Consider the following 11,589-nt stretch of genomic DNA (forward strand, 5'->3'; position numbering starts at 1 on the left):
GCGCCGGAGGGTGTCAAGACACCTGTGTCGGGAAAGTCCGGCCCGGCGAGTTTCGTACCGTGCGCACTTTCCGTCCTGCCACCGAAGCCGCCCGATCGGTGTCTGCGGCGGAACCGGCGGCATCCACCAGGGCGTGCACCACCGGCGTGTCGACACCCATCTCCGGATGCCACTGGACGCCCACGGCGAAGCGGTGCCGGGTGCTCTCGATCGCCTCGACGGTGCCGTCCGCCGCACGGGCTGCCACGATGAACCCGGAGCCAAGGCGATCCACGGCCTGATGATGGTGCGTGGCGACCTCGCGGGTCCCCGGCAGGAGGGCGCCGATCCGGGTCCCCGGCGCGGTGGTGACGGTGTGGGCACAGAAGTGGCCCCGGTAGGGGTTGTGGCCGTGATGGCCCACCCTGTCGGGCAGGTGCTGGATGAGGGTGCCTCCGGCGTGTACGTTCATCAGCTGCATACCCCGGCACACTCCGAGCACGGGTATGTCGCGGGCGAGACCAGCGGCCAGTACAGCCTGCTCCCACCGGTCGCGCTCGCGGACCGGCGGCCCCGTGCGCGGGTGGGGCCGGGCGCCGTACAGGGCGGGATCCACGTCCTCACCTCCCGTCAGGACGATCGCGTCCAGACGTGCGACCACATCGGCCGCTGCCGACGGGGCGTCCGGCGGCAGCAGGACGGCCCGGCCGCCCGCGGCCTGGAGACAGCCGGCGTAGGCCGCAGGCAGCACTGCGGCGGGCAGGTCCCACTCGCCCCACCGGGCGTCGGCCAGGTAGGTGGTGAGTCCGATGAGTGGTGGCTGGGGCATACCACTTCCTTTCAGGGCGTGAGGGGTGATCGTCGACGGCCGGGTGCACACCCGCCCCGCCAGACGTCCCCGGCCACGGCGGGCTGCGGCAGAAAAGGCGGACGGGGCGGACGGGGCACTGGCGGAGGGCGCCCCGGCGACAAGGTGGAGGGGCGGTCACGATCCGGGAGCGCGGGCTTGCGTTTTTCTTGCCGCTAGCAAGAATCCTGCTGGCGTTCATCCGCAATCACAAGAAAACACATCTTCGCGACAGATAAGTGAGCCTTAACTCCGTGCACGGACTCGACCCCCGCCTGCTCGCCACCCTCGAAGCCGTCGTGCGGCACGGCTCCTTCAACGCCGCCGCACGCGAGCTCGGCTACAGCGCGCCCGCGGTCTCCCAACAGATCGCCGAACTCGAACGCCGCGCGGGCCTGAGAGTGCTGGAGCGCCGGCCCGTGCGCGCCACACCGGCCGGCGAAGTCCTTCTCGACGCCGAGCAGGGCGTCCGCAACGCGTTGGCGACGGCATCGGTGGAACTCGACGCCATGCGCGCGGGTACGGCCGGACGGATCCGCCTCGGCGCCTTCGCCTCGGCCGCCACCAGCATCGTTCCGCAAGCGCTGGCCCAACTCCACGCGGCCTACCCCCACGTGCAGGTCAGCCTCAGCCAACTGGAACCCGAGGCCTGCTACAACCGGCTCAAGCGGGGGGACATGGACCTGGCCCTCAGCTACGACTACGACTTCATCCCCGTCCCGCCGCCCCGGATGCTGCGCCGGACGCTGGTCGCACGGGATCCGGTGGTGGCCGTGGTCCCGGCACACCACCGCCTGGCCGACAGGGAGGTCATCGACCTGGCCAGCCTCGCGTCCGAGACCTGGATCGCGGCTCCGGAGGCCGCACTGCGCCTGGAACTGCTTTCCCAGATGGCCAAGACGCCTGGCTTCCAGGCCCGCCTGCAATACGAGGGGGACGACTTCAACACCGTGCTCGGCTTCGTGGCCGCAGGCCTGTGCGTGGCCGTCATGCCGCAACTCGCCCTGCCCCGCGCCAACACCCAGGTCGTGGCCCGCCCCCTGGCCGAGCCGCAGTTGACGCGCTTCATCTACGCCGTCCGCATCGACACCCGGCACGCCCCGCGCGCCGTCCTGGACCTGGAGCAGATGCTCGCCGCGCAAGCGCTGGCCGCGCTCGCATGAGGCTGCGGCGGGCGGCTACCGGAGGCGAACGAAGCGTGAACCCACGTGAAATGCGCCAAGTTGACGGCGGCCGCACGCGCGTAGACCGGGTGGTGACGCCAGGTCTCCCGGCTTGTCCGACTACCGGACGCGATGGCTGAAAGTTAAACTATTGCGTGGCGGGCGCCCTACGTTTGCGGCGGTTGACGTTCCAGCGAGAGGAAACCCCTCATGACCGCCGCCGACAGTGCGCCGCGAACGGCCCGCGTCCTCACCGGCTACCGCCCCGGGGACGGCTTCATGGCCGTGGAGCTGGACCCGCCTCCGGCCGAGTACGTATGGCACGACGAGCACGCCGAGCAGCAGGAGCAGCGCTACGGCCCGGGTGCGGGCTACCACCAGTGGCTGGCAGTGGACGCACGCGACGGCGCCGTATGGTTCGGCGACATCGACTGGCGGGCCCCGTCCGAAGACCTCGGCAGCCAGCTCCCCGGCCTCCCTCGCAGGGCGCTCGGCGACGGAACCGTCCCGGCCTCCGGAATCATGGTGCAGCTGCTCGGCCACCTGACCCATGACGAACAGCGCGGCTGCTCCTGGCGCTTCTTCACCGCTGAGGAACTGCACGCGCTCGCCCTTCGCATACTCCCCGCCGTGCAGCGGCTCGTGGACTCCATCCACCGCATCGGACCGGACGACGAACTGGAGTGGTCGGCCGAGGCCGCCACCGCCTGGGACGACATCGAGCAGGCTGCGACCCACACCTTCGACCCCTCCGGCGATCTCCGCTGGCCCAGGCTGCGCACGACACCGATCCCTGCCTGGCGTGTCGAGGTCGGCGCGTTCCTCGCCATGAACCCCGGTCTGTGCGATCCCTCCTGGGGCCTGGCCACGGACGCGGAACTCGGTGCCTACGCCGACTACAGTCCCGAGAGCGGCTATGGCGGTGTACCGGGGCGGATGTGCCGCGCCGCCGACCGGCAGATCGAGGACGGTTTCACTTTCTACGGCCACCGTGCCGCCCTGTACGCCTACCGCGCTCAGGCGTGCGGCGACCGTGTTCCGACAGACGCCCGCGTCTGGCTGGAGACGACAGAGGCGGGTCGGGGCACCTGGGAGGCGGCCAAGCCCCCCGGGGCCACCCTCGCCGACGTCCCCGACTGCGTGCTGGCGGCCTTGGCCGAAGGGTTCCAGAACTCCGCGCACGAGGAGGGTCTGGTCCTGACGGGCCTGGACGCCCATCTGCGCCGGTTGCGCGCCGAGGAACGCTCCGCCGTCGACCAGCAGCTCGTCCGCGAAGCCGAGGAAGCCGAACGCCTCGAGAACATGCTCAAGGACTTCCGCGCGGCACGGAACCGCACCGTGACACGGATCCTGGCCTGGTCCGATGGGCGCAGCGACGGGGAAATCGCCCGCCTGGCGTCCATGCCCGACGACTACGTCAGCGACTGGCGGGCCCGCCTGACCGACGAACAGACGACGGCCACACCCCCAACCTGAAGCATGTGCGGCGAAGACAGGGCACCCGCTCCGCAGCCTCACCGCCCGGGCAGCCCGTCGAGCGCCACGGCCGTCCGTAGACCGAGGCGACGGCCCGAGGCCTTGAGCTGGTGCCGCCGGCCCGCTGCGAGTACCGCTGCGCGGGGTAGGCGGAGCCGGACCTGGCCGCTGTACCGGCGAGACGACCGGAGACGGTGCTCGTCGACGGCCTCGGGACCAAACGCACCTGGCCTGCTGCGCCCCGAGCTCCGGCCTCCGGCCGCTGCGATCCGAAGCCGCCATCCTCAGCCGGTGCCTACGACCGGACATCGTGAACCCTTGTGCAGGGCAGCGACGCGGGTGCAGCGGGCGCACGCTCCCCGGCACCCAGCCCGGCGGTTCCAAGGCGCAGCGCTAACAAGGGAAAGGCACTGGTCGCGGCGGCCTCGGGAGCGCGGTGGTCGCCTGTGGTCGCCCCCTGGAAGCGTCCGAGTCGGCAACCGCCGAGGCGGAGCCGAGTTCGTGCCCGGCCTCGCGCTGGGCGGCCGACAGAAACGGCACCACGGCCAGGGACAGAGCGGCGAGCACGATGCCGGGGATGGACCGCTCGGCCTCTCCGGTGCCAGAGAGCGGCAGGACGGCGTCGACGGCGACGTACGTGGCGAGCGCGAAGGACGAGAAGGCGATGATCCGTAGGATGGTCTTCTCCCGTGCCTCGGGGGACAGCGTGGTCGCGGCCGGAGAACTGCCAGGCGACCGCGGCGGCCGAGGAGACGTCCAGCACCTTGCCGCTGCGCACCGAGACCAGCCCGTAGTAGGCACTACCGGCTGGTCTCGGCCCGCGAGTCCTCCTACACGAACAGGAAGTACGGCACGAGGACGGCGGGCACACCGAGCGGCAGACCGGTGGCGCTCCAGCGACGGCGGTGACGCCCGCGGCGCCCGCCGGCTGTGGCGTTCTTCATCGGGAGGTGTTCTCCTTGCACATCACCGTGGATCAGGCAGGTCAACGCTGCAGGGTGAGGACACCCGGCCGGTACGGCAGTCGGTCGTATGGGCCGCCCGCGTTGGGGGACTTGCCCTGGTAGAGGAACTGCAGGTTGCAGGGGTCGATGGTCATGGTCTGGTCGGGGTTGTCGCGGACCAGATCACCGTGGCTGATGTCGTTGGTCCAGCTGGCACCGCTGTTGGCCTTGCCGGCGAAGGGGTTGCTCTCGCTGGCGGCCTGCGGGGTCCACGAACCGCTCAGGCTGGAGGCCGTGAACGAGCGGAAGTAGCGCTGCTCATTCGCACCCCGGGCCTCGACGATCATGAGGTACTGGTTCTGGCCCTGGACCTTGTAGACCTGCGGCGCCTCGAACAGGTTCTTCGCCGTGTCGCTCATGACCGTCGTGTACGACGAGCCGAAGCTGCCCGGGAAGTTCCCGATCGGCATGCTCGCCCGGTAGATCTTGCCGTTGTCACCGGCGAAGAACAGGTACATGTTCTGGTCGTCGGCGATCAGGGTCTGGTCGATCGGGCCGGTGCCGGAGTCGGGGAGGCTCCCGGTGAACAGCGGCTGCGGCGCGGACCAGCCGTTGGGGTTGGTGGGGTCGCTCGACAAGCGGTAGCTGAAGGGCGACGCACCCCACTGGTACGCCAGCACCCAGATCTTCTTCGGCGCGAAGTAGAACAGCGTGGGCGCCACCGCGTTCTGGTTCATCTTGGTCTGGCCGGCCGACGCCATGTCCGACCAGTTCGTGAAGGGACTGAACGCCATCGAGCCGTATGAGGTTCCCTCTGCGCTCGACGCGTAGACCACATGCTTGCCGTTGTGCACCACGTGGGTGAAGTCCTTCACCGCGGCCCACCCGTTCGACGGCTGTGCGAGGGCACCCGTCGAACTCCACTTGTACGTAGAGGGAAGAGCGCACGTGCCGCCGCCCGTCCCGGACGGGGCGGTCCACTTCTGGTTGTCGACGGACGCGCAGGAGTACAGCTGGATCTTGGTGCCGTTGGCGGTGGCCGCGCCGACGGCGTCGAGGCACAGCCCGGACTGGACGCCGGTGATCGTGCCGTTGGTGTTGATCTTCCACTGCTGGTTGGCGCCGCCGTTGCAGTCCCAGATGACCACCATTGTGCCGTTGCTGGTGCCCTTGGCCATGGCGTCCAGGCACTTGTTGCCGTAGATCATCAGCTGCTTGCCGGAAGTGTAGGTCCAGCGCTGGTTTGTCTGTCCGTTGCAGTCCGACAGCTGCGCCTGGGTGCCGTTGCCAGTGGTGGAACCGTTGATGTCGATACAACGACCGGAGGGGACGCCCTTGATCTGCCCGGTACCGGTTCCGCCGGGCGTCCCGCCCGGCCCGGTACCGGAGGCGGACTTGAGGGCGTTCATGACGGTGGTGTAGGCGGCCTTGGGGCTGCCGTTGTTGTCGAACAGCAGGGGGCTCTCGCCGCTGCGCCAGGAGTCGCTGTCACGGATGCCCCACACCGTGATGCCGGTGCACCGGGTCACGGACAGGCAGGCGTTGACCGCGTTGGCGTAGTTGGTGGACGACGCCTGGGCGATGTCCAGCTCGGTGATCTGGACGTCCACGCCCAGGGCGGCGAAGGCGGACAAGGTGGTCTGGAAGCTGGACGGCGGGCCGCCGGTCCCGAAGTGGCTCTGGAAGCCGACGCAGTCGATCGGCACGCCGCGGGACTTGAAGTCCCTGACCATGCTGTAGACGCCCTGGGTCTTGGCGTCCGACCAGTTCTCGATGTTGTAGTCGTTGTAGCAGAGCTTGGCCGAGGAGTCGGCCGCCCGGGCGGTGCGGAACGCCTCCTCGATGAAGCCGTTGCCCAGCACGTTCTGGAACACCGAGCTGCGGTGCTGGCCGCTGCCTCCGTCAGCGAAGGCCTCGTTGACCACGTCCCAGGCGTAGATCTTGCCCTTGAAGTGGGTCATCTCGGTGGTGATGTGGTTGTTCATCACGTTGCGCAGCGTGTTCGCGTCGCCGATGGAGCTGACCCAGGACGGGAGCTGCGAGTGCCAGACCGTGGTGTGGCCGCGCATGCGCTGGCCGTGTGCCATGGCGCGGTTGACGATCTGGTCGGCGGGGCCGAAGTTGAAGTTGCCGCGGGACGGTTCGATGGCGTCCCACTTCATCTCGTTCTCCGGGGTGATCATGTTGAACTCCCGGTCCGCTATCGCGGCGTACTTCGAGTCCCCGAGCCTGCCGGCGGCCACAGCGGTGCCGAAGTACCTGCCCGAGGGGGCCGCCTGCGTACCCAGGGCGGCGGCTCCGGCGGAGCTGGGCAGGAGCGTCAGGGCACCAGCCACCAGCGCCGCGGCCGACAGTCCTATCACCGCTGTTCGGCGACGCCGGCCGAGCCGGTGCAGGCCCTTCATGATTCTCCTCGGGGGCCGCGAGTCGCCCTGGGTGCCGTGATCGTGCGCGCATCGGCCGGTACGGCCTGATCCGTCGCGGGTCGGGTGCGGGGCAGGGCGTGGGCCCGTTCCTGCCTGCCGATCGCCCGGGAGGCGTGGGTGTGTCGCGTCATTGGAGCGGCTTTCTTCAGGGGATACGTCAACGGGGAAAGTCGGGGGACCTGCCACGCCGGCCCGTCAAGGTGAGCGGCGGGAAGAGCACCCCACACAATGGAGGCCTCCGAACTGATGGCCTCGTAACAGAAAAGTGGCGCCGCCCGGATGATTGCCCGGTGATGCATCGCGCGGGCGAAAAGCGTTATGCCAAGCCCTGCGTTCCGGTCGTCCTGTGGAAAGGGCGCCGCCCTGATCACCAGCGAGGTGTCATCGGTGGCGGTCGCGGTGATCAGCCTTCAAGCCGGTACGCCGAGTCAGCCGTCGACGAACGCGGACCGAAGCCGGTTTCGGCGCAGCACTCGGCTCGCTGCCAGGTCGAGAACAGCGTGGTGCAGGACCGTGGTGCAGGATCACCAGCTGTCGCTGCGCGGGTCGGGCCACATGCTCAAGGAGCGGTTCTCAAGCCCAGGGCCTTCGCATGATGAAGGAAGCCTGGTCGGCGAAGGCCCGAGTGCCGTCGGAGCCATCGAGCCAGATGCCACCGTCGCGGTAGCGGAGGACGGAACCGGGATAGTTGTGCGCGTGCAAGGTCACCGACCCGGCGACCGCCCCGGGGTGCGGACAGAAGGTGGCGTCCTCACGGAACAGTTCGCTGCCGTCGTTGGTGCTCAGCCGTAGCCGCAGGTCACGATGGCGCAGATAGCGGCCGTCCGCGGCGAGGAAGGTGACGCACCGAGTGTCGGCCAGCCCCCCGACGACCGTGAAGGTGACCCGCTGCCGCGTCTGCGCGCTGCTGGACGCCGAGACTCGGCCGAGCGTCGCGAAGTCGCCGGCATACGTGAGGTACAGGGCGGGCTCGTCCACTGACTCCAGCGACTGTGCGCCCAGCGGAACAGTGCCCGCGACGGCCGACGGACTCACCGGGGACGGTCCGGCCGACGTGATGGTGCTCGACGGGATCGGCGTGGGATTGCCGGCCGTGGGAGCGGCGATGACGCCGGGCACCCGATGCGCCGGTTCGGGCCAGGTCACGTAGGTGGCGGTCCCGGTGACGAGGACCGCGCCGGTGGCGAGGGCCACCAGCGGATGAGCGGTCACCGCGTGGAGTTTGCCGATCAGCAAGCTGTGCAGACTGCCTCCCCCCGTCGCCGTGCCGACGGCGACGGGTGCCGTGGCCAGCCCGGCGGCGCCGGCCGCCGTACCCGACAGCAGGCCCTTGGCGGCCAGCGCGGCGATGAGCCCGGCCGGGACCGCCAGTGGGGCGAGGCTGAGGAGCAGTCGCTCGACCGGAACCCGTTCTGTCTTCGTCGCCGCGCAGACCGGGCATCCGCGGGTGTGCCGCGCGATCCGCTTGCGCCACACCGATGTATGGAGACCGTCCCAGCCGATGAGGGCCTCGTCCAACTGCGGACAGCGCGGGTCGGCCTCCAGCGCGGCGACGATCGTCCGGCTCAGTTCCAGCTGCTCGCGCATGCGTTGCAGGCGCACTCCGACGTGGGCGACCGTGAGCCCCGTCGCGGCGGCGATGTCGTCGCGGCTCAGCGAGCCGGCGCCTTCCTGCCACCACAGCGACAGCAGCACTCGATGGTCCGGGTCGAGCCACCGGCCGGCTTCGACAACCTGACGGCGCTCGTCCGACACATGCAGACGCAGAATCGTCATGTCCCCAGGTTCGGCGCCGGCGTCCGGTATCTGGTGTGCCTCGTCGATGACCGTGCTCCGGCCGGCGAAGGCGCGTTGCCGGTGCCGGTGGGTACTGATCTGGCGGAGCGCGATCGAGACCAGCCAGGACCGGAAGCTCTCCGGAGCACGCAGGGCAGGCAGGTCGCGCACCACGCGCAGCAGGGTTTCCTGGACGACGTCGTCGACGTCGGCATGTCCGCTCAGCGCTCGCCCGACGATGTTGTAGAGCAACGGCAGGTACGCGGCGATCAGCTCCTCGCGCGCCCGATCGTCACCGGCCTGCGCCGCGACAACCAGCCCCGCGTGGTCCGCATCCATGAGCCTCATTCCCACCTCCTTCGACCGCGGCCGGATGTTCGCCGCGAAGGGCGTCAGCTGGTGCAGCTCCGGGTGTATCCGGAAGCCGGCCGCCGTCTTGGATCGCGCCGAGAGGCTCCTGGAGGAGGCGATCGGCTTTCGCCGCGAGGCCCCTGACTCCTCGGCCGGAACCTGGCCGGGCCTTACCGTGCCGGGGTGAACCTTCCCCAGACCGCGACGGAGCCGCCCGGGGTCTGCGTGTCGACGCGGTAGCCGTCGTCCGTGGCGTTGCGCACGCCGGTGGCGTGGTTGTACTGGCCGGCGAATTCATGCTGCCCGGTCGGCACGGTACGGCCCGGTTTGAGGACCCAGCGGTAGACCAGCGCTCCGCCGGCCTCCTGAACGGTGACGATGAAGTCTTCACTCGGCAGGGTGCGCCAGTTGCCGGTGTTCTGCACGCCGCCGGTTTGGGCGATGCGCAGTTCCACGGTGAGCGAGGTGAGCGGCTGTGTGGTCTTGAGAGTGAGGTTGCTCTGGGCCCAGTAGACGGTGCTGTGCGGATCCACCGAGCCGTCCGACGACAGAGGCCCGTTCTGAACCCGGCTGCTGGGCAGCGGAGTGGGGCGCGGGCCGACCGGGGCCGTGGTGGTCGGAGTCGGGGCCGGGGCGGCGGGGGTGGTGGGAGCAGAGGGCGTCGGACGGGAAGGAAACGTCGGGGACGGGGTCGCGGGGGTGGTGGCGCTGTCCGACGGTGGCGGAGTGCGGACGATGCCCGCGACCGCGAGACCACCCGTGGCCAGGGTGGCGGTGATGGCGAGGCCTGCGAGGGCGGCCTTGGGCCAGGATCTCGCGATGGACGGTGTGCGGTGACGGACGGTGCCGTCGGCCGCCCCGCGTTCCACGCGGGCCAGCATCCGGGCGCGATCGGGCTGGTGGGCCTCGGCGGCGTCGCGCAGCCGACGGGTGATGTCCTCGTTCACCGGTTCCTCCTCCCCGCCACCAGGTCGCCGACCGCTCGTGTGCCAAGTATCCGTTCCAACTCGGCCATTCCCTTCGAGGTCTGGCTCTTGACCGTACCGACCGATATGCCCAGCGCCGCCGCGGTGTCCTTCTCCGAGAGGTCGAAGGCGTGGCGCAGCACCACGCACGACCGCTTCCGGAACGGCAGCCGGGCGAGCGCCGTACGTACGTCCAGCACGGCCGCCACGTCCGGCCCCGCCACCTGCTCCGGACTGCGGGACCAGAACAGCGCGATCCGGCGCCGCTCGCGCACCGCACTGCGGATCCGTTCCCGCGCCATGTTGGCGACCACGCCGCGAGCGTAGGCGAGCGGGTGGTCAGCCTTGCGAAGCCGGTCCCAGCGCTGCCACAGGGCGACCAGGGCATCCGCAGCAAGGTCGTCGGCCGCGTCCGTCTCGCCGGTCAGGAGATGGGCGAGACGGGCCAGTTCGGCGTAGTGGCGTTCGAAGAAGTCGTGAAACTCCGCGGACGCGTCATGAAGGAGCATCTCCCCCGGTCGCCCTCTCCCTGCTATGTGCGCGTTAACAATCGGCTCGAGCGTAACAGTGCCCATCACTGCGGCCGGACAGTGGCTGACCGCGGGGGCAGAGCCGTGACGGTGGGTGGACGGCACGGTCAATGCCGGGCGAACTGGACGCGGGTCTGTTGCGCGACGTCCGGTTTCAGTGCGATCCCCTCGACGGTCAGTTGTTCTCCGTAAAGGTCGGTGACCCTGATCGCTCCGCCGCATCCGCTGCCGCCGGTGGAGAGGAAGTAGTTGTAGTCGGTGCGGGGCAGTTTCCGCCAGCCGCTGGCGGTCCGGAGTTCGAGCACCGCCACCGGGTTCCGATGCCCGATCACCTGGACGCCGCACCAAGAGCGGCTGGACCCGGTCTTGTACCGGATGGAGAGCGTGTCGGGCGCGGCGGGGCTCAGCAGCGTCCAGGTGATCGGGATCCGGCCGAGTGAGGGGTTCGCGAGCTTGGCGAAGGCCTGTTGGCTGAGGTCGAGTTGCCCCGGTGCGCAGGGCAGGGGGCACTCGTTGACGATCCGCACCGTGATGGAGTTCCCGTTGGCGGCGCGGACCCGCACGTACGCCCCGCACGCTTTGGCCGACTCGTAGTCGGTGTGGTTCATCGCCGCGATCATGAGATCACCGGACGGTCCGTACAGGCAGGCACCATTGCCGTCACCCGCGGCATAGGAAGTCGCGACTCCCTGGTAGCTGACCGAGGGCTTGATCCGTCCCGCCGAAGAGGCTGGCGACTCCGTGCGTGCCGGGCTGGAGGCCGAGGGCGTCGGGACACCGGCGGCTGACGGCGGGGGCGGGCTCGTGACCGTCGGCTGCGTCGATGCGGTCGCGGCGCCGGCCTCTGCTGCCGGCGACCCGGAACTGGACGGTGCGTTCGTTGGGGCAGCCGCTACGGATGCGCCGGTGGGAAGCCCGGCACCGGACCGGCTCCCGGGGAGGAGCGTGAGGGCCAGGCAGGCCAGCGCACCGACTGCCGTCACCGCCAACGGAATGCCGACGGCCGCCCCGCGTCTGCGCCGCGGCCGCGGCGCACCGTGTTTCGTTGTCCTCATGCCCATCCGTTCGGTAGATCGAGTCGACGTCGCACTTATCAGTGGCCGCCGAAGGCGAAAAGGTTGCCGGTCCGGTG

The 11,589-nt window shown here is 69.9% G+C and carries 8 protein-coding genes and 2 pseudogenes; 2 read left to right on the forward strand and 8 right to left on the reverse strand.

What is annotated here, in order from left to right; genetic code table 11:
- Nucleotides 1-13: 13 nt before the first annotated feature.
- Complete coding sequence (locus JIW86_RS09265) at nucleotides 14-808, reverse strand: gamma-glutamyl-gamma-aminobutyrate hydrolase family protein (RefSeq protein WP_052872393.1); 795 nt, start codon at nucleotides 806-808, stop codon at nucleotides 14-16.
- Between the two features lie 272 nt (nucleotides 809-1,080).
- Here JIW86_RS09265 and JIW86_RS09270 point away from each other — a divergent pair, with 272 nt between their 5' ends.
- Together JIW86_RS09270 and JIW86_RS09275 are read left to right on the forward strand one after the other, a co-directional pair.
- Nucleotides 1,081-1,989, forward strand: a complete 909-nt coding sequence (locus JIW86_RS09270) for a LysR family transcriptional regulator (RefSeq protein WP_053788610.1) — start codon at nucleotides 1,081-1,083, stop codon at nucleotides 1,987-1,989.
- A gap of 210 nt (nucleotides 1,990-2,199) precedes the next feature.
- Nucleotides 2,200-3,465 (forward strand): hypothetical protein, encoded by a 1,266-nt coding sequence (locus tag JIW86_RS09275; protein WP_257553329.1) that lies wholly within the window; start codon nucleotides 2,200-2,202, stop codon nucleotides 3,463-3,465.
- Nucleotides 3,466-3,933: 468 nt separating this feature from the next.
- On the opposite strand, the pseudogene JIW86_RS09280 reads toward JIW86_RS09275, so the two are convergent.
- From JIW86_RS09280 to JIW86_RS09305, 7 genes and pseudogenes are all read right to left on the reverse strand, one after another.
- Nucleotides 3,934-4,228, reverse strand: a pseudogene (locus tag JIW86_RS09280) (cation transporter); the annotation flags it as partial.
- Nucleotides 4,211-4,409 (reverse strand): annotated as a pseudogene (locus tag JIW86_RS42145) (hypothetical protein); the annotation flags it as partial. The pseudogenes JIW86_RS09280 and JIW86_RS42145, both read right to left, overlap by 18 nt.
- Nucleotides 4,410-4,450: 41 nt before the next feature.
- Nucleotides 4,451-6,814, reverse strand: coding sequence for a non-reducing end alpha-L-arabinofuranosidase family hydrolase (locus JIW86_RS09285; protein WP_257553330.1), 2,364 nt, complete (start codon nucleotides 6,812-6,814; stop codon nucleotides 4,451-4,453).
- A gap of 594 nt (nucleotides 6,815-7,408) precedes the next feature.
- Nucleotides 7,409-8,959: a sigma-70 family RNA polymerase sigma factor gene (locus JIW86_RS09290; RefSeq protein WP_257553331.1), complete on the reverse strand. Its 1,551-nt coding sequence runs from the start codon at nucleotides 8,957-8,959 to the stop codon at nucleotides 7,409-7,411.
- A 173-nt stretch (nucleotides 8,960-9,132) separates the two neighbouring features.
- Complete coding sequence (locus JIW86_RS09295; protein WP_257553332.1) at nucleotides 9,133-9,909, reverse strand: hypothetical protein; 777 nt, start codon at nucleotides 9,907-9,909, stop codon at nucleotides 9,133-9,135.
- Nucleotides 9,906-10,436 (reverse strand): SigE family RNA polymerase sigma factor, encoded by a 531-nt coding sequence (locus tag JIW86_RS09300; protein WP_257553333.1) that lies wholly within the window; start codon nucleotides 10,434-10,436, stop codon nucleotides 9,906-9,908. The genes JIW86_RS09295 and JIW86_RS09300 overlap by 4 nt, the downstream gene beginning before the upstream one ends.
- A 128-nt stretch (nucleotides 10,437-10,564) precedes the next feature.
- Nucleotides 10,565-11,518 (reverse strand): expansin EXLX1 family cellulose-binding protein, encoded by a 954-nt coding sequence (locus tag JIW86_RS09305; RefSeq protein ID WP_322975507.1) that lies wholly within the window; start codon nucleotides 11,516-11,518, stop codon nucleotides 10,565-10,567.
- Nucleotides 11,519-11,589 lie beyond the last annotated feature (71 nt).

Source organism: Streptomyces sp. NBC_00162 (assembly GCF_024611995.1).
In the GTDB taxonomy this organism is placed as follows: domain Bacteria; phylum Actinomycetota; class Actinomycetes; order Streptomycetales; family Streptomycetaceae; genus Streptomyces.

Excerpts from the sequence above, each read along its gene's own strand:
- JIW86_RS09265 (WP_052872393.1), bottom strand. The coding sequence starts at position 808 with ATGCCCCAGCCACCACTCATCGGACTCACCACCTACCTGGCCGACGCC.
- JIW86_RS09275 (WP_257553329.1), top strand. The coding sequence starts at position 2,200 with ATGACCGCCGCCGACAGTGCGCCGCGAACGGCCCGCGTCCTCACCGGC.
- JIW86_RS09285 (WP_257553330.1), bottom strand. The coding sequence starts at position 6,814 with ATGAAGGGCCTGCACCGGCTCGGCCGGCGTCGCCGAACAGCGGTGATA.
- JIW86_RS09290 (WP_257553331.1), bottom strand. The coding sequence starts at position 8,959 with ATGAGGCTCATGGATGCGGACCACGCGGGGCTGGTTGTCGCGGCGCAG.
- JIW86_RS09300 (WP_257553333.1), bottom strand. The coding sequence starts at position 10,436 with ATGCTCCTTCATGACGCGTCCGCGGAGTTTCACGACTTCTTCGAACGC.
- JIW86_RS09305 (WP_322975507.1), bottom strand. The coding sequence starts at position 11,518 with ATGGGCATGAGGACAACGAAACACGGTGCGCCGCGGCCGCGGCGCAGA.